16 protein-coding genes are annotated in these 21,512 nt (G+C 59.8%); 6 read left to right on the top strand and 10 right to left on the bottom strand.

The features are described 5' to 3' along the window. Positions 1–11: 11 nt before the first annotated feature. Together JFT85_RS04705 and JFT85_RS04700 are read right to left on the bottom strand one after the other, a co-directional pair. Complete coding sequence (locus tag JFT85_RS04705) at positions 12–4,232, bottom strand: glycosyltransferase (RefSeq protein WP_201229340.1); 4,221 nt, start codon at positions 4,230–4,232, stop codon at positions 12–14. A gap of 145 nt (positions 4,233–4,377) precedes the next feature. Then, the gene (locus JFT85_RS04700) at positions 4,378–5,295 is read right to left on the bottom strand and encodes a LysR substrate-binding domain-containing protein (protein ID WP_073638530.1); all 918 of its coding nucleotides are present in this window, start codon (positions 5,293–5,295) and stop codon (positions 4,378–4,380) included. Between the two features lie 154 nt (positions 5,296–5,449). Between JFT85_RS04700 and gspG the strand changes: the two genes are divergently transcribed. Together gspG and JFT85_RS04690 are read left to right on the top strand one after the other, a co-directional pair. Then, entirely contained in the window at positions 5,450–5,896 is a 447-nt protein-coding gene (gspG, locus tag JFT85_RS04695) for a type II secretion system major pseudopilin GspG (RefSeq protein WP_069553179.1), read from the top strand. A gap of 103 nt (positions 5,897–5,999) precedes the next feature. Further along, positions 6,000–6,344, top strand: coding sequence for a hypothetical protein (locus JFT85_RS04690; protein WP_053255703.1), 345 nt, complete (start codon positions 6,000–6,002; stop codon positions 6,342–6,344). A gap of 60 nt (positions 6,345–6,404) precedes the next feature. Here the strand turns inward: JFT85_RS04690 and JFT85_RS04685 are convergent, their stop codons facing one another. After that, a complete protein-coding gene (locus tag JFT85_RS04685) occupies positions 6,405–6,641 on the bottom strand; it encodes a hypothetical protein (RefSeq protein ID WP_053255704.1) in 237 nt (78 codons plus the stop codon). A gap of 228 nt (positions 6,642–6,869) precedes the next feature. Here JFT85_RS04685 and JFT85_RS04680 point away from each other — a divergent pair, with 228 nt between their 5' ends. Then, the gene (locus tag JFT85_RS04680; RefSeq protein WP_053255705.1) at positions 6,870–7,427 is read left to right on the top strand and encodes an NADPH-dependent FMN reductase; all 558 of its coding nucleotides are present in this window, start codon (positions 6,870–6,872) and stop codon (positions 7,425–7,427) included. Positions 7,428–7,472: 45 nt separating this feature from the next. On the opposite strand, the gene JFT85_RS04675 is transcribed toward JFT85_RS04680, so the two are convergent. After that, on the bottom strand, positions 7,473–8,102 hold the full coding sequence (locus JFT85_RS04675; RefSeq protein ID WP_201229338.1) for an FMN-dependent NADH-azoreductase: 630 nt from the start codon (positions 8,100–8,102) through the stop codon (positions 7,473–7,475). A 95-nt stretch (positions 8,103–8,197) separates the two neighbouring features. Here JFT85_RS04675 and JFT85_RS04670 point away from each other — a divergent pair, with 95 nt between their 5' ends. Then, a complete protein-coding gene (locus tag JFT85_RS04670; RefSeq protein WP_201229336.1) occupies positions 8,198–9,052 on the top strand; it encodes a LysR family transcriptional regulator in 855 nt (284 codons plus the stop codon). A gap of 3 nt (positions 9,053–9,055) precedes the next feature. Here the strand turns inward: JFT85_RS04670 and poxB are convergent, their stop codons facing one another. Together poxB and JFT85_RS04660 are read right to left on the bottom strand one after the other, a co-directional pair. Further along, complete coding sequence (gene poxB, locus JFT85_RS04665) at positions 9,056–10,780, bottom strand: ubiquinone-dependent pyruvate dehydrogenase (RefSeq protein ID WP_169876626.1); 1,725 nt, start codon at positions 10,778–10,780, stop codon at positions 9,056–9,058. A 77-nt stretch (positions 10,781–10,857) separates the two neighbouring features. Beyond that, on the bottom strand, positions 10,858–12,090 hold the full coding sequence (locus JFT85_RS04660) for an NADH:flavin oxidoreductase/NADH oxidase family protein (protein WP_201229335.1): 1,233 nt from the start codon (positions 12,088–12,090) through the stop codon (positions 10,858–10,860). 72 nt (positions 12,091–12,162) lie between these two features. Here JFT85_RS04660 and JFT85_RS04655 point away from each other — a divergent pair, with 72 nt between their 5' ends. Then, complete coding sequence (locus tag JFT85_RS04655) at positions 12,163–12,567, top strand: MerR family transcriptional regulator (RefSeq protein WP_053255710.1); 405 nt, start codon at positions 12,163–12,165, stop codon at positions 12,565–12,567. 41 nt (positions 12,568–12,608) lie between these two features. On the opposite strand, the gene JFT85_RS04650 is transcribed toward JFT85_RS04655, so the two are convergent. Together JFT85_RS04650 and JFT85_RS04645 are read right to left on the bottom strand one after the other, a co-directional pair. Beyond that, positions 12,609–13,103 (bottom strand): DUF934 domain-containing protein, encoded by a 495-nt coding sequence (locus JFT85_RS04650; protein ID WP_053255711.1) that lies wholly within the window; start codon positions 13,101–13,103, stop codon positions 12,609–12,611. Further along, positions 13,087–14,745, bottom strand: coding sequence for a nitrite/sulfite reductase (locus JFT85_RS04645; RefSeq protein ID WP_017136919.1), 1,659 nt, complete (start codon positions 14,743–14,745; stop codon positions 13,087–13,089). Before JFT85_RS04645 ends, JFT85_RS04650 begins: the two co-directional genes overlap by 17 nt. 423 nt (positions 14,746–15,168) lie before the next feature. Here JFT85_RS04645 and JFT85_RS04640 point away from each other — a divergent pair, with 423 nt between their 5' ends. After that, a complete protein-coding gene (locus tag JFT85_RS04640) occupies positions 15,169–16,236 on the top strand; it encodes an ABC transporter substrate-binding protein (RefSeq protein WP_201229334.1) in 1,068 nt (355 codons plus the stop codon). Here JFT85_RS04640 and JFT85_RS04635 read toward each other — a convergent pair. Continuing rightward, positions 16,233–16,451: a DUF2970 domain-containing protein gene (locus JFT85_RS04635; protein ID WP_053255714.1), complete on the bottom strand. Its 219-nt coding sequence runs from the start codon at positions 16,449–16,451 to the stop codon at positions 16,233–16,235. The two genes, JFT85_RS04640 and JFT85_RS04635, sit on opposite strands and share 4 nt — an antisense overlap. A gap of 53 nt (positions 16,452–16,504) precedes the next feature. Further along, entirely contained in the window at positions 16,505–21,412 is a 4,908-nt protein-coding gene (locus JFT85_RS04630; protein WP_242486519.1) for a hypothetical protein, read from the bottom strand. Between the last annotated feature and the right edge of the window lie 100 nt (positions 21,413–21,512).

Genomic DNA, 21,512 nt, shown 5'->3' with positions numbered 1-21,512 from the left:
CTCGGGGCAGGTTAGGAGTCGATCCAGGAGTGTTCGGCGCCGACCTCTACCTGCAATTGATCACGGAAGGCCCCATAGTGCTTCTTGGCCTCATCTACCCTCGATTGCAGGTCGCTCGGTGCCGATATACCTCGGTCGGCATAATATTGGCGCGTTTCGGTGTCGAGGTTGAACGGCTTGCCAAGCCTCAGTCTGCCATTGACCAAGTTGGTTTCTTTACTTTTTTTATCGAAGCCTGCGTCGTAAATGTCCGGTCGCCTGGCTTTCAGCACGTCGTCAAACATATTCGGGCCCACGGTCTCGAAAATCCTGCTCTCGTAGGTCCGGAAATCCGCCGTGTAGCTGACCGCGCCATTGGCATCACGCCCCGTGGTCGGGCGATTGGCCTGAAAGTAGGCTTTATTATTGCTGAAGCGGCGATTCATTTCGGCAATCATTTCAGTGACGACCGGGTTGTCTGCCTGGGTGGCGAAGTTGCTCGTATTAAAGAACAGTCTGTAGTCGGTCAGTGTGTGCGCGACCGGCGCGCCGATCAGGATATCCGAGTCTCCGGCGTGCAGGCCTGCCGAGCCGACAGCACCTTTGATCGTGTCATCGGTGTCGAGATAGATGCCGCCATATTTATTCATTAACGGGTAGCGTGCCACGTCAGAGGCGGCGGCGAGATTCTTGCCCTGGCCCTGGCGGAAATAGGCATACATTTCCGAATTTTTCAGGGGCTGGAAAAATGCCTCTTCGTGCAAGTTCATGACGGTGATGCCCGGTGCGTTGTTTTCCAGATTGGCCTTGATGGCTGTGAACAGCGCTGGGGTATCGGCGTCAACATGCACAATGGCGTTGAACCCCGGCATCTTTTCGGTATTGGCCGCGATGTTCTTGACCAACTTCTCCGATATTTCGCCGCCGGCCCAGAAATAGTGAATGTCTTTGGGTAGGGGGCGGATATTTTCCGGCATTTGCAGGATGGCCGGCGGGGTCGCATCAACGAACTTGAAATTATGCGCGTCGATCTTTTTGGCTTTGTTCATTTCATCAAGTGTGCCTCGCTGCCATTTGTTCTTTCCCGTTCTCCAGAAATAAATACCGTTTGCGGCATCTGGGCTCCAGGCCCCGACACGGGTATCGAAGGTGGCGAGATAGTTCATGCCGTCATAGTTGATGGAGTAAGGGAACGAACCCGGGTATGTGTTGACTCGTACATCATCTATCGGCATTACGTAGGTGTTTTCGTCGAGCTTCCAGGCAGGCGAGTTGTCGGGGGCACCGCCGAATAAACGGTTGGCCGAGGCGGAAGGCTCCCAGCCGGCGACGCCCAGGTCCCTGACGGCAATATCGGCTTGGCGTGCGTCGGGATGCTGGATGACTCGCTGGCCATCCTTGAGCGTGGACCGATAAAGCTTACCGTCGACTTTCACATATTCAATATTGTTCGGGCCCACGTAGACGTTGGCCTGCAAGCCCTTCACCCGGAGCAGTTCGGGGGACACTGTTGCCTCGTAACCCAGCAGCGCAGATTTATTCAGGGTCTTGACTTGGCCCGCGTTCGCCACGACTGCCGGCTGGAATTTTTTCAGCGGCGCTCCATAGGGTTGCCCCTTGCCGATGTCGTAGGCATACCAGTGACCGTTGCGGAACACGGCGCCGCCTTCCAGGCTGTGCTCGGCCACTGTGTAGGTGCCTACGGCCGCCAAACCATGCTGCTGGCCTGCTGCCTTGAGCACATCGTAGCTACCACTGGCACCCTTGAGCACATTCACCGCTTCCTTGCCCAGGCGTGCGCCGCGGCGTATCAGCCAGCCCGCGCCCCTGAGCAGGTCGCTGGCGCCACTCAAGGGGTTGAGCGCCTCAATGGCAACGGTGCCTACGAATCGTGCGGTTTTCGTCGCCGCCTTCAGGCTGGTCAACCCCTTGGCAAGCACTTTGCCCGCTTGGGCGGCTTTGCCCAGGCCGAGGGTCACCAGGCCCACAACATCAGTGCCCAGGTCAAACAAGCCATCGCCGACGTTGCCCTTCATAAAATTGACAACGGCTGACCTGAAGGGAATCAGGTTGAGCAGGAACTGGCCGATGGCATCGTCGGCAGCTGCGCTTTTATCGTAAGAGGTCGACCCTCTGGCATGCTGGAGCAGGTCGTCATTGTCTAGGTCAAGCGATTGGGTGAACACCCGGGAGATGTAGTGGGTGCGCGGGGAGTCGAAGACCTGTGGCGTTTGCAAGAGGGTGTCTTTTTCCCCCGCCTGCAGGCTGTGTTCGGTCGGGAAGGGGTTAAACCGCACGGTTTTATGCAAGGCGTTGGCGACCCTCGTCTCGAGTTTGTCGTAGGGCGGCGAATACGTATGGATCTTGTAGTTTTCTTTGGAAATAGTGCCGGCGTGAGTATCAATGCGATAAATGTTGACCTGCCCGTCACGGGTGATCTTTACATCCAGCGTATGGCCTCTTTTACTCAGGGTTTGGGTCCAGAAGTCGGTGCCTAGGGTGTATTCGTTGGTCTGGAAAAATTCGAGCTCGCCATACTCGAAATTCTGTTTGTCCTCCGGCGGCAAGGTCGATATCAGGTAGTGAGCCATGCCCGAATGGCCTTTTTTCATTGCCTCAATGGCAGATGCGTAGTGCTGCGTAAAGGTCTCTGCGACGCTCAGCTTGCCGCTGGTTGACTGCTCGCAAAACGCCTGAATGGGGATCCGTTGGTTGTGGGTTTCCCAATGTTCGTTGCGGTCCGCATTGGTCTTGTCGCCCTGCATGACGATATCGAGCATCGAGTGCTCGCCGGGGAAGCGGCCCGGCCGCCCTGGGATCTTTGAGACTTTGACGATGTCTTTGGCCTTGAAGACGCTGTCGTCGACCCCCGGAAATGCTTCTCTGAGTAACGCCAGCCCCATGTCTTCACGGTTCGGAAGCGGTGTTGCGAGTGCCGTTGCTGTCGCCTGCACAGCGCTCTGTTGGGTGCTGAAGGCGCGCTGCAAACCTTGCATTTCGGTATCCGAGGGCACCTGGCCGGCGTTCCACAGGCCATTGACCACGCCCCAATTGATCACCGCTTCGCGCTGGATATATTGGGTAAGGTTTGCGTCGATCTCGATATTTTCGGCGCCAGCCAATACCTCGCTGTAGGTCATCGTGAGCACGCGCCCCGGCGCTTGGGCTTCCAGTTTGGCTGCGGCAATGGCCAGCTGTGTCCAGGGAATACTGCCGTACTTCACACTGGGCGGGATGTCCTTGACCAAGCATTCAGGTGCGGTGCGGGCCAGCAATACCCGGGCGGCAAGGTCGGCTGATTGCGCAGAGGCACGGCCTTCTTTCACCAGGTGGTGACTCAAACCCTCAATAACCGCTGCGGCCGGTTTACCCCATTGCTGGCGTTGCCCAAGGTCAAAGCCGGCGACACCGTTGCGCACCGGCGCGTGCACGGCTTCCGGGTCCAGGCTGAGGTGGATGGCCGCCAGCAAGTAATCATTGAGGCTGGTGTTCGTCGCGACACCACCCAGCCGGGTTTGTATGGCCTCGCCCAGTGCTTTGGCTGCGGCTGAGCCCAGCAGCATCTGCGTCGCTTCGGCGGGTTTTTTCAAGTCATCGTTCGACAGGCTGGCTGCCGATAACAGATAGCCCAGCACGCCCTTGCGTTTATCGGCCAATGGCAGCCCAGGCAGGGTTGAGTCAGGCGCATTCAGCAGGTCGAGGATGGCTTGTTTATCCACGCCTGCCATAGGGCTTGGCCAAGACAACGCACCGCTGAAATTACCCAGGGGGTGGGTCTGCACGTGCTTGGTCGCGGTTTGATACAGCGCGAGCACCTCGTCGAGGGTTGTCGGTACGTTCAGGCCGCTGCCGGCGAGGTACGCTTGGAGCTTGACGAAAAGATTGCTTGGGGTCAGCTGGTGTTGTTGGTAGTAGTCGGAGTCTTCACAGACCGGTATTGAAAGCGTGCTCAGGCGCACGGCCAGTTCGGCGGCAACACGGATTTGCTGGTCGCCGGTTAAGTGACCGGGGAACGTTTGGCTCAGTTCCTCAAGCAGCGCGCGCAGTGCGTTGGCCAGCTCTCTCCAGTTGCAGCGTTCACCGAAGGCTTTTTTCAGGGCGGTGGGGTTGTCGAGCGCGTCGGCTACCTCAGGCGCATCATTATCCGCTGCCGTTGGGGGGCTGATCAGGGGGCTGGCGAGCTGTGGTTGGTAGTGGTTGGCGACGTTGCTCAGAGGCAGACGCGCAGTAGTGGCGTGATGGGTCACGTTCATTGAGGAGCCTTCCGTAGTGGTGGTATATCGTCCTGCACAGCGCCCCAATGGGGCTTTGTGCAGCGAATAGGTGAAGAAAACGTCGGAAGGGGTTCCCGCTTGACTGTCAGGAGGTGTGTCGGGGGCAGGGGAGCAAAGGTCTGCGTTACGCGACTGGCGCGCTCGGCGGTGTGCCGGCCAGCAAGGCTTGGGCCTTGTGCGTGATGATCTCCAGTAGGGCATTCAGCGCTGGCGTCGATTCAGTTTCTTTCAACGTCAAACCGTAAAGGATTACCGGGATGGGCGGAGATAACGGGCAAGCATCCAGCCCGATCTCCCGGGCACCGGATGCGGTGAACGGGTCGACAATCGCCAAACCTTCCCCTGCCTCCACCAGGCTGCGCATCATCTGATAGGTCTGCACCCGCGTTTGCACCTCCGGCAATGGGCGCAGAGCCTGCAACTTGGCGTCGAGCAGACGGCTTAACGGGTCATGCCCTTCGAGCCCGATCATCGATTGCCCGGCCAGCTCCTGTAATGCAATGTACTTTTGCTTGGGCTTGAGCCAGCCGTGGGGCGCGAGCAATTGCAGTTTGCCCTGCGCCAATACCGTGCTTTGAATGTGTGGGTGCTGCGGGTCATAGAGGCTCAGGCCCACATCGGCTTCGCGCAGCAGCAGGTTTCTGACTATCTCCCGGGTCGGCTGGCTCGACAGGTTGCACGGCGTGTCCTGGAAGCGCCGACGCAATGCAGCGATGCTTTGCGGCAGCAGTTGATTGGCCAGGGGCGGGGTGCACACTGCACGCAGGGTGGGCGCATGATGGTGTTTCAAGCGGCTGGCCAGGCGTTGCACCGGTTCCAGCGCTTCGTAGAGCTGGGCGATTTCAGCCTGCAGCTCCAAGGTCTCGCGCGTCGCTTGCAAACGCCCGCGCACGCTGGCAAACAGCATGAAGCCCAATTGGCGCTCGGCATCCTTGAGCGTGGCGTCCACATCGCCCACGGGGAGTTGCAACCATTCGGCGGCCGTGCCGAGGTGTCCGGTCTGCAAGATGGCCTGAATCACTTCGATATGACGTAAACGCATCGCCGGAGTCTATGTTCAGTGCGGTGGGGTTTCAATGGCTGGGGAAAAAACAGCACGGGCGTGGTCGGGTGTCGGGCAGCGTTAGCATGTATACAACTGCAATGATCAGGTCATATAAGAACGTATCAACCGAGGGACAATGGGGAGCCTTACCATGCCAGGACGTACCACAATCGGAAAGATCCCCGGCCAGCGTGGCTTTACGCGTTGGGCGGTGCTGGTGGCGTTGATCATCGTTGGCGTGCTGGCGTTTGCGGTGGGGCCACGTTTACTGGGTGAGGTCACCGTAAAGGAAATTGCCACGGCGAAAGCCCAAGTGGCCGAACTGGGCAAGGCTGTCGAGCAGTTTCATCAAGACATTGGCCGTTACCCCACTGATGAAGAAGGCCTGGAAGCGCTGACCTCGGCACCGGCTGGCGAGGTGAAATGGAAGGGGCCTTACGTGAGCGAAGACCTGCTGGCCGACCCTTGGGGCATTGCCTATCAGTATCACTATCCGGCCACGCAAGCGAAAACGCCCTTCGACCTGTTCTCGTTTGGCAAGGACCGCACACTGGGCGGTGTCGGCGAGAACAAGGATATTACCTACGGCGACAACTGATTCATCTGGCATTACCCATCGACCTGATTAGAATGGCGCATCTGATCATCAACGACCAATGCCGGTTACTCGGCACTTAAAACAAAAACAGGTCCGGTCTCACATGCCTATACCCTCGACATTCCTCGGGGTAACGGCCAAGCAACTACTGGTCCTGGTGACCCTTGGTAGCGTGGCTGCTTATCTCCTCAATAGTCACGATGAACACACCCCGGAAAATCTCGCCCTGGAGGCGTTTATCCGTTCCCAGGAACAGGTAGGCGAGCAGGTCGGCGCGGTGCTGGAGATTGCATTGGTCAGGCAGGTGGTCGCCTATCCCGGTTACGGCACCTCGGGCTACAAGCGATCGCTGTTTGCCGTCGAGGGCGAGCGGGGGCGGTTGATGGTGACGCTCAGGCAAATGGACGGTGAGCAGGGCGTCGAGGTGACGGAGATACGCCGACCCTGATCACCCAGCCCAGTCAACGCCATCAATGGCCAGGACTGAGCAGGTCGATAAGGCGGGATCTTATGAAGCGAGGAACGTTGGGGATTCGCGGACGATAATTTTGTCCGACTGGATCAGTCTGAATTCATCGCCTTCCAGCTTCTCTACACGATCGCCAATGGCCAGCTTGTAGGTAGTGGTGGGCGCCGAGCCAGCCAGGTCGCCTTGCACCGGGTTGGATTCCTGGAACTCATGCACCGAATACACGCGTCCTTCCGCGTCTCTGGCATGGAACTGTCCGACAAGTACTGCAGCCATCTGTTTAGAACCTCTGGAGATAAACACTCGATTTGCGGTTCTGTAGACCGTCATGGAGCGGGGTAGTTTACCTATGGAAAAAAAATACTATTCGTTGATGTTTTCAGACGCTTCCTACGCTGGCAGCGGTGAGTCAAACGTCTTGGGCCTCATTAAAACCTTCTGGTGAACCTGTCGCGAAAACTCTATAACTACAAGCTCCATTAGTCAGACGTCGGGAAAACCTCAATGAGCAAGGTCTATACGATTGCCGTCCTGGTTGGCAGCTTGAGAAAAGAGTCGATCAACCGCAAGGTCGCCCTGGCTTTGGCCGAACTGGCCCCAGCCAACCTCACATTGAACATCGTTGAAATTGGCGACTTGCCGCTCTACAACGAGGACATCGACGGGGCATCACCGCCCGCAGCCTACAGTACTTTCCGTCAGCAGGTACGTTCATCCGACGCGGTGCTGTTCGTGACCCCGGAATACAACCGTTCCGTGCCCGCCCCGCTGAAGAATGCCATTGATGTGGGCTCTCGCCCTTACGGGCAAAGTGCCTGGAGCGGCAAGCCCGGGGCGATCATCAGTGTGTCGCCGGGCGCGATTGGCGGCTTCGGCGCCAACCACCATCTGCGCCAGTCGCTGGTGTTTCTTGATGTGCCGTGCATGCAGCAGCCGGAAGCCTACTTGGGGGGCGCGGGCAGCGCGTTCGATGAGGCGGGCAATGTGTCGGAAAAGACCAAGCCATTCCTGCAGGCGTTTATCAATGCCTATGGCACCTGGGTCGAGAAACAACACGGCTGAATACGCAACACCCGGCCGCCAGCGCCGGGTGTTTTGTTTTTGCGGTCAGGCCAGGCGATCCGCCAGTGCCAGCGCGTGTGCGGTGGATTGCTGGCGGGAGGTCTGATCGACCTCCGGCCCCAGCAGGGTTTTTTCCACCGACAGCGTGTGCACATCCGTCACACCGATAAATCCGAGCCAGGCGTCCAGATAGGGTTTCTGAAAGTCCATCGCCTGCGCGCCGGGTGCGGAAAAATCCATCCCTCGCGCGTACACATTCACCGCCGTCTTGTTTTGCAGCAGGCCTCGCAAACCGTGTTCCGGGCTGAACTCAAATAAGACATCCTTCTGCGACACCACGTCGATAAAGTGTTTGAGCTTGTAAGGGATCGCGAAATTCCACAGCGGTACCGAGAACACCAATACGTCCGCCTGATGCAACTGGGCCGCCAGGGCTTTCAGTGCCGTCCAGGCGACGCGTTGCTCGTCGCTCAATGCCACGCCGCTGAGGCCCGCATACTTGGCGTCCATCACCGGCCCATCGAATTCAGGCAGGTCGAGGGCCCACACATCCAGGGTCACCACGTGGGTGTCCGGGGCGTTCTGCTGATAACGCTGGATAAATTGGCGGGCGATTTCCAGGGATGCGGAGCGCTGTTTGCGGGGTGAGCATTCGATGTGCAGAAGCGTAGTCATGGTGGGCCTCGAAGAAAGTTGACCCGAGCATTGCAACATAGCGCTTGATGAAATATAAATCGTGTTTTGGAGGCCTATTAATTAGATATCAGAATATGTTTGATGGCGTGCTGCTTAAAACCTTCGTCGCGGTGGTGGATGAGGGCGGTTTCAGTCGTGCAGGCGAGCGTCTGCACCTTACGCAGTCGGCCGTCAGCGGGCATTTGCGGCGCCTGGAAGAACAGGTCGGCAAGCCGTTGCTCACGCGCACCACGCGTTCCCAACAGCTGACACCGGACGGCCAACGGTTGATGGCCTACGCGCGCGGTATTCTGGCGTTGAATCGGAATGCCTGGGCCGAGCTGACCCGTTCGGCGTTTGCAGGAGATCTGCGCGTGGGTGTGTCGGAGGAGTTCGCCGACGCACGCCTGTTGCGTGAGCTGCAAGACGTTGCCGCCGAATACCCAGGCATCCAGATCACCGTGCAGGTGGGCATTCCCGGTTCGTTGCTGAGTTTGATGAAGCAGGGTGAGCTGGATGTGGTCGTGGGGTCGTTATGCGAGTCAAGCGAGCCGGGCCTGGCGTTGTGGCGAGAGCCGCTGGTGTGGGCCTGGTCCGCGCAACCGACGGTGGCATTACCGACGCCTTTGCCGCTGGCCCTGTTTCCGGCGCCCTGTCCTTACCGCGAGGCGGCGTTGACCCGTCTTGCCCAGGCCGGTATCGCCCAGCGCACCGCCTTGCAGTGCAGCAGTTACGCGGCGTTGCACGCTGCCGCGATGTCCGGGTTTGCAATTGCCCCGATGGCACTCAGCCAAGTGAAGCCGGGCTTGACGGTACTCGGCAGCGAACAGGGTTTGCCCGCGTTGCCGGACGCCGAGTTCCGCCTGTTCAGCGCGCCGGAGGCGGACTCACGCCTGGTCGAGGTGATCACCCAGGTCGTGGTCCGTTATGGCGCTTCCCGGCGTTACTGAGTGTCAGCGCAACCAGTTGGTGCGCGCCAGTTCGATGACTTCATCGCCGCGCCCGCTCATCACCGCCTTGAGCATATACAGACTGAAACCTTTGGCCTGTTCCAACTTGATGCTGGGCGGCATCACCAGTTCTTGGGTGGCGGTGACGACATCCACCAGCACCGGGCCGTCATGTGCCAGGGCCCGGCGCAAGGCCGGTTCGAGGTCTTCGGAGTGTTCCACGCGGATGCCCAGAATGCCCATGGCATTGGACATGGCCGCGAAATCCGGGTTTTTCAATTCGGTGCCGGTGTCGAGGTAGCCGGCGGCTTTCATTTCCATGGCGACGAACCCGAGTGACGAGTTATCGAACACGATGACTTTGACCGGCAAATTCAACTGCGCCAACGAGATGAAATCGCCCATCAACATGGCAAACCCACCGTCGCCGGACATCGAAATGACCTGGCGCCCGGGGAACGCTGCTTGGGCACCGATGGCCTGGGGCATGGCATTGGCCATCGAGCCGTGGTTGAACGAACCGATCAGGCGGCGTTTACCGTTCATCTTCAGGTAACGCGCCGCCCACACGGTGGGCGAGCCCACATCAGCGGTGAAAATTGCATCATCGTCCGCCAGCTCGCTGAGCATACGCGCGACATATTGCGGGTGGATCGGTCGGCCAGCCTTTGATGGCTGCGCCAGGTCGTCCAGGCCCTGGCGGGCTTTCTGGTAATGCTTGAGTGAAGTCTCGAGGAAGCTGCGGTCGGTCTTGCGGCTCAGGCGCGGCAACAGCGCGTCGATGGTCTCGCTGACGTCAGCAGCGATACCCAGGTCCAACGTGGCCCGACGCCCGAGGGCCTGGGGGTTGCGGTCGACCTGGATGATCTTCGCGTCGGTAGGGTAGAACTGACGGTACGGGAAGTCGGTGCCGAGCATGATCAGCGTGTCGCAGTCGAGCATGGCGTGATAGCCGGAGCTGAAACCGATCAGGCCGGTCATGCCCACATCAAATGGGTTGTCCCACTCCACATGCTCTTTGCCGCGCAAGGCATGCACCACCGGCGCGCCCAAGGCGTCGGCCAGGGCCACCACCTGGTCGTGCGCGCCGGCACAGCCGCTGCCGCACAGCAGGGTGACTTTCTGGCTGCTCTGCAGGATCTCGGTGAGGCGTTGCAGGTCCTGTTCCGCCGGCAAGGTGCGCGGTGCGTGCAGGGCTGGCCACGGCTTGAGCGAGTCTTCCACCTCGAGCAGCGACACATCGCCAGGAATCACGACCACTGCTACACCGCGATTGAGGATCGCCGAGCGCATGGCGCGGTGCAGTACGTGGGGCATTTGCGCGGGGTTGCTCACCAACTCGATAAAGTGGCTGCACTCTTTGAACAGTTCCTGGGGATGAGTTTCCTGAAAGTAGTTCAGGCCGATTTCCGAAGACGGGATTTGTGCGGCAATGGCCAGCACCGGGACATGGTTGCGGTGGCAGTCGAACAGGCCATTGATCAAATGCAGGTTGCCCGGCCCGCAACTGCCGGCGCACACCGTCAGTTCGCCGGTGGCGGCGGCTTCGGCACCGGCGGCGAACGCGGCGACTTCTTCGTGGCGCACGTGCATCCACTCGATGCTGTCCATGGTGCGCAGGGCGTCGGTCAGGCCGTTGAGGCTGTCGCCGGTCAGGCCCCAGATGCGTTTGATGCCCGCCTGTTCAAGGGTGGTCGCCAATTGCTGGGCCAGGTTGATTTTCGCCATGAAGAACTCCAATCGTCAGTGAGGTAAAAAATTGCTGATCAATAGGGGACAGTTCGATCACGGCGAATGCTCCGCGCTTAATGTGAAGATTGCGTCATGGCGGCGCGGTATTGGCGGGTGCGGCGGGCGATAAACCACTGGTCACGGACCAGCGCCATGCACGGGGCAACCTTGGGCTTGGGCTGATGGCCGCGGCTCAGGCGGCGCATCTGGTAACGCACCACTGCCAGGGTGGCGAGGGCGGCCAGCGGCTTGCGCTGCCAGTTGATCGGTTTGAGTTGCGGGTTCAGGTCGCGCCCTGCGCGCCAATGTTTGATCAACTGCGGCTCCAGCGTCAGGGCGGTGGCGATGCCGGCCATGGCAATGCCACTGTCGAGCACCTGCTGCACGATCGGCAGGCGACGAATACCACCGGTGACCATCAGTGGCATGGTGGCGATGGTTGCAAGTTCCTTGGCAAATTCCAGGAAGTACGCTTCACGCGCCAGGGTGCGGCCGTCCCGTGCGTCCCCTTGCATCGCTGGGGCCTCATAACTGCCGCCGGATAATTCGAGCAGGTCAATCGGCAGCGGGTTGAGCATCTCGACCACGGCGAGGGCATCGGCCTCTTCGAAGCCGCCGCGCTGGAAGTCCGCCGAGTTGAGCTTTACTGCCACGCAAAAGGAGGGGCTGACGTTGGCGCGCACTGCGTTGATTACCTCCAGCAGCAGGCGCGCACGGTTTTCCAGCGAGCCGCCCCAGCGATCGGTGCGCAGATTGCTCAGCGGCGAGAGAAACTGGCTGAGCAAATAGCCATGTGCTGCGTGGATCTGCACCCCGGTAAACCCGGCTTGTTCGGCCAGGCGCGCGCTGGTGGCGAAGCGGTTGATTACGTCTTGAATGTCGTGTTCGGTCATGGCCTTGGGCTTGGCAAACATCTTCGAAAAACCGCCCAGATCGAGCGCAACGGCAGAGGGTGCCAAGGCTTGCTGGCCCAGATTGGCCATGGTCTGGCGACCCGGATGGCTGAGCTGCACCCAAAAGTGCACGCCCTTGGCGCGGGCAACATCGGCCCACTCACGAAAACTGTGCAGGTGCTGTTCGTCTTCCAGGGCCACGCCGCCGGGCCCGGTCATGGCGTGGCGGTCGATCATCACGTTGCCGGTCAGTAACAGACCGGGCTCACCGTCCGCCCAGGCTTTGTACAGCTGTTTCAATTCGCGCGACGGCGCTTGGTGGGCGTCGGCCATGTTTTCCTCCATCGCTGCCTTGGCGATGCGGTTGGTGAGGATTTGGCCGTTGGGCAGTTGCAAAGCTTCAAAGGGCGACATGGATTGACTCCTGAGCGGGGGAGGCCTCAGGCTAAGCTTAAAGTTAACTTTAATGTCAAGCAGGGCGTGGCAATGAATATTGGTGAACTGGCAAAACAGAGCGGGCTGGCGGCGTCGCGTATCCGCTTTTATGAGGCCGAAGGGCTGATCAGCCAGGTGGGGCGCCAGGCCAATGGCTATCGACGCTATTCAGCGCAAGCGTTGCAAACCCTGCAACTGATTCAGAGCGCGCAGCAGGCCGGGTTTACCTTGCAGGAGCTCAAGGCATTGATGCCGGCTCCAGGCGAACACAAGCGCGACGAGCTGATTGAGGCGCTGGAGCGCAAGGTGCAGCAGATCGAAGGGATGCAGGCGCAGTTGGCCCACAGCAAAGCGCAGTTGCTGGGCGTGATCGAGGCGGTGCGGGCGCACCCGGCAGATGTGCCGTGTTCGATGGGTCAAAAGCAAGTGCTGGCGTCGATCAACCTCACGCCATAAAAAAAGCCCTGGCATGCCAGGGCTTTTTCAGGTGCTAACGCTTAGCGACGACGGAACAAGGGCAGCGGTTCATCCGTTGCGGCTTGATAGGTCACCGAGAAATCCTTGAGGCTTTCCAGCGCTTCGTACGGGTCTTTGTCGGCGCGCAAGGCGAAGGCATCGAACCCGCAGCGGTGCAGATAAAACAGCTGATCGCGCAGCACATCACCAATCGCGCGCAACTCGCCTTTGAAACCGTAGCGGTCACGCAGCAGGCGGGCGTTGGAGTAGTTGCGCCCGTCGGTGAAGGCCGGGAAGTTCAGGGCGATAACCTGGAAGTGCTCCACGTCGTCGCCGATTTCTTCGGCCTCTTCATCGGCGTCCAGCCACACACCCAGGCCGCCATCGCGGGCCTTGAGCGCATGGGCGTGTTCGCGCCACAAGGCCAACGGTACGATCAGGTCGTCGCAGTTGGAAATACCGTCGAAGCTCGCGTCCTTGGGCAGCAGGTGCCAGGTTTCGTCGAGGACTTCGTTGTTCTTAATGATTCGCTGCATAGACGCGCTCCTTGAACAAGTCGATGCCGATGCGCTGGTAGGTGTCGATGAAACGCTCATCTTCGGTGCGCTGTTCGATGTACACGTCGATCAGCTTGCCGATCACCTCGGGCATGGCTTCCTGGGCGAAGGACGGGCCGAGGATCTTGCCCAGGCTCGCATCGCGGCTGGCGCTGCCACCCAGGGACACTTGGTAGAATTCTTCGCCTTTCTTGTCCACGCCCAGGATGCCGATGTGGCCGACATGGTGGTGACCACAGGCGTTCATGCAACCGGAGATGTTCAGGTCCAGCTCGCCGATGTCGAACAGGTAGTCCAGGTCGTCGAAACGGCGCTGGATCGATTCGGCGATCGGGATCGATTTGGCGTTGGCCAGGGAGCAGAAGTCGCCGCCCGGGCAGCAGATGATGTCGGTCAGCAAGCCGATGTTCGGCGTGGCGAAACCGCCTTCGCGCAGTTCGCCCCACAGCGTGAACAGTTGGCTTTGCTCAACGTCGGCGAGAATGATGTTCTGCTCGTGGGAGGTGCGCAGTTGGCCGAAACTGTAGCGCTCGGCCAGATCGGCGACGGCGTCCAGCTGTTTGTCGGTGATGTCACCTGGCGCAACGCCGGTAGGTTTCAGCGACAGGGTCACCGCTACATAGCCCGGTTTTTTGTGCGCCAGGGTATTGCGGGTACGCCAGCGGGCGAAACCTGGGTGCTGCTGGTCAAGGGCGGCCAGTTCGGCGTCCTGATTGCTCAGGGCCTTGTACTCAGGGTCGACGAAGTGCTTGGCCACACGGTGTACTTCGGCTTCGGTCAGGGTGGTCTGGCCGCCGCGCAGGTGTTCCATCTCAGCGTCGACCTTCTGCGCAAACACCTCAGGGGTCAGCGCTTTGACCAGGATCTTGATCCGGGCCTTGTACTTGTTGTCACGACGGCCGTAGCGGTTGTAGACCCGCAAAATGGCATCGAGGTAGCTCAACAGGTCCTGCCATGGCAGAAACTCATTGATGAACGCACCGACCACCGGTGTACGACCGAGGCCGCCACCGACCAGCACACGGAAACCCAGCTCGCCAGCGGCGTTGTGCACCGGCTCAAGGCCAATGTCATGCACTTCGATGGCGGCGCGGTCCGAGGTCGAGCCATTGATGGCGATCTTGAACTTGCGCGGCAGGTAGGCGAATTCCGGGTGAAAGGTGGTCCACTGACGGACGATTTCACACCAGGGGCGCGGGTCGATCAGCTCGTCGGCGGCTACGCCGGCAAACTGGTCGGTGGTCACGTTGCGCAGGCAGTTACCGCTGGTCTGAATGGCGTGCATCTGCACGGTCGCCAGTTCAGCGAGGATGTCCGGCACGTCCTCCAGCGCCGGCCAGTTGAACTGCACGTTCTGGCGGGTACTGATGTGGGCGTAGCCTTTGTCGAAGTCGCGGGCAATCTTGGCCATCATCCGCGTCTGGCGCGAGGTCAGTTGGCCATAGGGCACGGCCACCCGCAGCATCGGCGCAAAGCGCTGAACATAAAGGCCATTTTGCAGGCGCAGAGGGCGGAACTCTTCTTCGCTCAGTTCACCTGCCAGATAGCGTCGGGTCTGATCACGGAACTGCTTGACGCGGTCCTCGATGATGCGCTGATCGTATTCGTCGTATACGTACATATAGGTCCTGTTCTCGGCAAATCTGCGCGCACGGCCGCGCACTCCCAACGGAGCCGGCGCACGATACCAGTTTGCGTTTATGCGCAAAAGTGATGTTTGAGTATATGTAAATAACCAAATTGACTAATGAGAACGGTTATCGCGATACCCACATTTGTCATGCGGGCAATCATGAACTTTACTGTCGTCGAGTCTTAATGCAATCACCTATAAAACCGACAAGAGGCGATGCGATGAGCAATTCGACTAAAGCCCGTAAACCTGACAGTACCGTTGATGCCTGGGCCATTCTGTTTCTGATCATTCTGGTGGTCGGAACCGCCGTTTTCTGGGTTGGCCACCAGTAAATGAAGCAGGATTGAGCCTCGATTGACTGCCAATTTGCCATTATCATGGCGGTCAACATCCAAGGCTCAAACGACCATGTTGAAGGTTCTGATTGCGTGCGTGTGGTTATTGGGCTCGGCGTACGGGGCGATGGCCCATGCGACGTCAGTGGTGTTTCTTAACCCGGGCACGTCGACCGAAACTTTCTGGGTCACCTACGCGCAATTCATGCAGGCCGCCGCCAAGGACCTCGGCCTGGATTTGCGTGTGCGTTATTCCGAGCGCAACCCGGACACTACCGTCGCCCAGGCGCGCGAAGCCCTGCAAGGGGAAAACCGCCCGGACTACTTGGTGTTCGTAAACGAACAATACATTGCTCCGCAGATCTTGCGCATGGCCTTGGGCCGCGGGGTCAAGCTGTTGATCGTGAACAATGCGTTGACGGCCGCTCAACTGCAAATGCTCGACGTGCACAAAGACGCGCAGTGGATCGGCAGCCTGGTGGCCGATGACGAGCAGGCCGGTTACCTGATGCTCACCGACCTGCTGCGCAGCCATGGCCCGGTTGCACCCGGTGAGTCTCTGGACCTGCTGGCGTTTTCTGGGGTTAAAAATACGCCGGCCGCACAGCGACGTGAGCAGGGCTTGCGCCGCGCCCTGGCCGAGCACCCGCAAGTGCGTCTGCGCCAGTTGGTGTATGGCGAATGGAGCCGCCAGCGCGCATTCGAGCAAGCCACGCAATTGTTCAAGCGCTATCCCCAGACGTCGTTGGTATGGTCTGCCAACGATGAGATGGCGCTCGGCGCCATGCAGGCCCTGCAAGACAGCGGGCGCGTGCCGGGCAAGGACGCGCTGTTCAGTGCAGTCAACAGCTCGCCGGGCATCTTGCAGGCACGCCTCGACGGCCGGCTCACAACCCTCGTCGCCGGGCACTTCACGTTGGGTGGCTGGGCCATGGTGTTGATCAATGATGACGCCAAGGGCGTCGATATCGCCGCCTACGGCGGGCGTGACCGCCAGCAAGCGTTGTTCCAGCTGATCGACGCCAGGCAGGCACAACGCTTATTGGGGCCAATGCCGCCAGTGGATTTTCGCGCACTGTCAGCGGTGGGCAAGCCACCGTCCTACCGTTACCCGTTCAGCCTGCAACTGCTGTTGCGTTAAACGCCCGCCAGGTGCAGCACCAGTTTGACAATGCCGAACAAGGTCAGCGCAAACACCGCTGTGAACAGGATGCCCAGGACCACAAAGTGGCTGGGCTTGCCGTGAGTAAAGTCGCGAGCGCGGTTTTTGCCGCTTTGCACACCGAACGCTGCCGCCAACACGCTGTGCAGCATCTGCCAGAAGGTCGGCGGTTTGTTATCGCTTGGGTCTTCCATATATCCCTCTTCGGCCGGACGTTATGCAAAGCATAGACAAGCGAATGGAAACGTCACTCAGGTTTTAACACCTCCAGCCCAAGAAACAGCGTCTGATCCAGTGGTGGCTTGATCTCGGCTTTGTCCAGATTGACCACCGCACGGTTGTTAGCGCGCGATTGTTCGATCAGCTCTCGGCGGGTGAACAGACGCTCAGCCCGGGTTTTCAAATGGCCGAAGGCGGGTTGGGATGCGGGCGCATGCTCAGAGGGATAATGGAAGTGGGCATACCACAAGACAGTCTCGTCAGCCTTTTTGCCGGCTTTGATCAGGCTTTTGTCGCGTATTGCATATTCGGTAAGGTAATCGCCGGCCTTCAATTTGATGCGACTGCGCACCAGATTGATATCAACGAAGCCGTATTTCCATAAATAGGCAATGTTGGCGGCTTTCGGGCGTTGCAGTTTGTAGCCTTCACTGCACACCTCGCGGGCCTTCTGCGTGGCGGATGCGGCTTCTTCAAGGACGTGATTCCTCAAGGCGGTGGCGCTGCTATCAGTGGCGTGGTCGCGGTCTATTTCTGCCGCAAGCGCTTCAAATTTCGCCGCGTGCTGGGTCAGCATCACCTCCCATTCATAAGGGTCGACTGCCTCTATACGGCCGGGCTCTTGAAGTTTTCGCTGTTGAAAACGAATGCTTGCGTCGATACCCGCGCGATCGGCTGTCAGGGTTTGCGCCAGCGCTCTTAGCGTCTTCAGCGGCCGAATGGCCCGTGGGGGCAGTTGTGTGGTCGTGTCTGCGGGTTCAACCACTTTCCACACCCCTTCATCGGGGTGCTCGTGATACGTGGCGAGGAGGGTGCCTGTGAAGGTGTCGTTGATATCGACGAAATTGCCCGATGCATCAGCGCTGCTTGGCCGCAAATCGCCGATCAGGCTGGTCTTGTCGACGGTTTTGATCACTCGGCGAGTGGGTTTTTTGGGGCGTTTGGCCCTGTCGGGCGCGGGGCGCGGGGTAATTTTTTCTTCAACCAGGATTAAGCTTGCCAGTTGTGCTTCAAGGCTTGCGCGGGCTTCGCCCAGTTGCTCCAGGAACGGGCCTCGGTATTCGTCCCGTAACAGGCTCGAATGCATCTCGGAGAGCGAGATGACGGCGTTTTCCAGTTGCTCATATCGCTTGAGGGAATCTTTGAGTACGGCCATTTGTTCGGCGGGTGAGTAACCGGTGGTCGTGCGCATTTCCGTGTGTGCAAATATGCCGACAGTGGCTTGACGGTCGATGAGAATAGCGAGGAAAGGGCTTTCCTCCGGTTTTCTTGGGCCCGGCGTGCGATCCGGTAACAGCTCAAACAGGGCCAGCAGCAGGTGATGTTTGATAATGGCCGAGGAGATGATGCGGTCAGGTGGAAGTTCTGCCAGCAGGTTCGCGCGCAGCGCTGAGGTTGCCTGCTGCAGAGTGGCTTCGATGTTCTCTGTGAGTTCGAGTATCTCTTTGAGCGTTTCCAGTCGTTGCATCGCGCCGCTGATGAACACTTCATAGGCATCTGTGATGTTATCGGGCAGTTCTCTGTCGACGCGTCTTAGCAGTTCAGCCAGGTCTTCGCCGCGTCGGGTTTGCAGCGTGTGTGAGATTTTCTGATGCAGGTTCGCATAGGACACCAGCGAGTGTTGGAACAGGTTGGTTGTGGCGTTATCGCGCGCATCTTTGTATTTCACCTCGGTCCTGTCCAATTCCATCAATTGGCGAGCCGTGGCTTCGCTCTGTTGCAGCACATCGACAAACGTGCGGGTGTTTTCCCGGTAGTTCTCCACCGCGATGTTCCAGTCATGCAGGGCGCGTAACGTCGAGCGTTGCCGTTGCTCATGGCGCTCGACGATTCTGGAGCGCAAGGCGGGCAGCAATTGGGGGTTGTTGAGCCGTTCCCAATCCTCTTTCAGTGCGCGTTGTTGCTCGGTCAGTCGAACCCGGGCGGTGATGACGGCGCTGTTGAATTGCTGGGCCTGGCTTGCCAGTTGCTGCGCTTCCCGAGTGAGGTTTTCCAACGCTGGGTTTAGCGCCTGCAATCGCTGTTTATTACGCTCCGCCAACCCCGCGAGTCTTTCTCTGGGCATGCCGCCCTCCAGCCTGGCTCGTCGGTCCAGCCCCCAGCGCCCCTGTTGGTCACTGGTCAGTTTGAAACCGGGACGTTGCGGATGCTGCGGATGAACCAGGTAAACCTCGTTGAAACCCTGGACCACGTTGACCTGGAACAGCAGCGCGCCGACGCTGGCGTGCCAGGCGCCGTCAATCCGGTACAAGCCTTTGAGAGGGCCGCTTGCCTGCGCCGGCGGCAGGGACGCAGGCCACGGCACATGCAGGTCAAGCAACGCCTGCATCAGCCTTGCACTTGCCCAAGGGCTGGCCAGTGAACGGGTGAAGTCCAATGCGGTGTGGCCGGTCGCCGGAGGTTCGCCTGGCAGCGCCACAGCGCCCTGATGGACCACTGCGGCACTGGGCGCATGGGGCAGGCCCGCAGGGCGGCGCCAGCGAGCAAGGCGCAGTGCCGGGTCTTCTGCGCTGGGCTCCAGCAGCGGCTGGCGAGGCCGGTTGGCCGGTGTGGCAGCGTGCAGCAGCACCATCGCGGTGTTAAGCAACAGGTCAATCAACGCCAGCTCACGGGCAGTCGGGTCGCTGCTGTCCAGCCCGGCCAGGTCCTGCTCCAGGCTGGCGACCAGTACTATGAACCAACCCGCCAACATGGCTGGCCCCTGTACCAGTGGCAACAGTAAGGTATTGAAGAGCAGCCACGCACCTTCCATCACAACGGCCCAGCGGCTTTCGCTGTTGGACACCGACTCGCGATCTGCCAGGTCGACCAGTGCCCGCGCAGTGCTGCCGTATAGATGGTTGAGCAGTTGGCCGTTGACTTGCGATTGCAGCCACTCGTCGGCACCTTCATCGACCGCCAGGGTCGCGGGAGCGGGGTGTTGGGGAGGGCTGAATTCATCCCCCGCCAGGAAGCGGATGATGTGAGGTTCTTTGATGCCGCCGTTGGCGTAGATAGGGCGTGCCTGGTCGGTCAGCCAGGTCAGCACCGTGTTTTGCAGTTCGCCGGGTTTGGCCAGTGCGTCGAGCAGTGCCTGGCGTGTCGGGTATTCATGCAGGCAGTCGGCATACAGTGGTTGATACAGCAGGTGTGGGCCGACACGCACATCCCTGGGTTCAATAATGAACGCGTTGCTGACCTCATCGGGCTGGGCGCCGGTTTTGCGGCAGAACGCCAATGGGCGCAGGAGGATCTCCTCGCCGTCGACGTATCGGTCCGAAGGCATCGAGCCCATCAGCGCCTTCACATAGCGATAACCCATGACGGTCAGGCCGTGCTGTTGGCGAATCTTGTATTCCAACGCCTGCATCGGCAGCTTGACCTTGAGTTCGCGGGTAAACAGCTGTTCCCGGCGCCGTGCGTCACGGGTGTCGGATAACAGCACATCCCTGATTCTTTGCGGGTACGTGCTGCCTATGTCGACGCGCTGAATTAAACCGCTGCTGCCCATCAGGTAGCCTTCGTCCAGCCAGCCTGGCAATGCCAGGCCTCCCTTGGCTGAAAGCGTCAGCCGTCCTGAAGGCTTGCCGGCCAGGTTCTTCACTGCCAGCTCCGTCAATGACAGGCGCACGTGTTCGACGATACCTGCGCCACCCGGGTAGCCGGCGGCCACGGTAAAGTCCAGCAGGACCTCGTCGGGGTCGTAGTCACCATGATCGGCTCGCATCTGCTTGCGTAATGCCGCGCGGCTGAAGTCATGGATATTCTCAATGCCGTCGTTGAACGATTGACCCTGGTTGCGTCGCAATACTTGCGCCATCTCCTGCTGGTGGCGGTGCAACGCAAAGCGGTCATCGGCGCTGGCTTGCGTGAGCCACTCGGGCAACTGGTCGCGGATCGTCTGCAGGTGCGGTGCGGCAGGCGTCGCAACCTGGGTAAAGAAAACCGCCGGGTCGGTGAGCGTGTCCAGGCGCCGCTGCAGCGTGGTTTCGTCCTGGCCCTCAAAGGTCAACGCCGCGAGGTCTTCCAACGCCTGGTCGAGGAGCAGGCCGGCTTGTTGTTCGAACACGTTGCCGTCGGGTTCGTTACGCCTCCAGGTGAGGCTGTCGAACTCGAACTGACGCTGCATCCTGGCGCCCCAGGCGTGACTGAAATCATCGATGGAGGTAAACGCCTCAACCCTTCCTGCGATGCTGTAAAGCAGCACCTGTTGATCGCGTACCAGCAGCAGGTCCGGGCTCAGCAGGCGTGTTTCTTCTGCGCCTTTAACGAGTGTGCTTTCAATGAAATAGGCATAGGTGGTGGGCGAGGCGTGGGAGAGCCGGTCAAGCCGCCCCGGCCATGCGGCGACGGCTGTCAGCATGGCCCGTTGGTTGTCGGTCAGGCTTGACTGACCTGCCGCTGCGGCCGTCATCTGGCCATTGAGAAACTCACTCAGCCATTGCCAGCGACTGCGGCCGTGGCTATCGCTTGCGCTCCAGTAGTCCGCCAGTTCCTGCTGGAAATGCAGCGGTAGCGACACGCGCAATTGGTCGATGATGTGCGCGATCACCTGCATATCGATCAGCGCAGGCGGTGTGGGTTTCAACACCGTAGGGATTTGTTGCGTGAGGTAATACGGCAGCTCGCGGCGTGTGTGCAGGTCCAGCAACTGCGGGTCGAGTACGTGCGCCAGAGCGACTTCCATCAGCGACCGGTAGATGTAGTGACCTTCTGGCTGCGGGATGGCGAGCTTGAGCGTCGGCAGATCCAGGGGCAGCGATGGGTAACACGCCAGTATCCGACTGCGCAGTGCATTGCATACCACCGAATACAACGCCGGGCGTGTCGAGAAACGTTGATGCACCGCCGATGCTGGCAGTTGGCTCAGGGGGCAGGGGTGTGCGGGGTGGGCATGATGAAATCCTTTGCGGTGTGATCCAATGATCGGTACGCACAGGAAATCGATTTTGCTCATGTCAGGTGAGGTATCCGGATACCGCTTTCAACACCGAGCTTGCACGCGTCAAGGCCCGGTACCCGCCTGCTTCGAACGCCTGCAGCGGTCGATGCTGCAA

Origin of the sequence: Pseudomonas sp. TH04 (assembly GCF_016651355.1) — a bacterium.
Lineage (GTDB): Bacteria > Pseudomonadota > Gammaproteobacteria > Pseudomonadales > Pseudomonadaceae > Aquipseudomonas > Aquipseudomonas fluorescens.
This window is presented reverse-complemented; position numbering and strand designations above follow the sequence as displayed.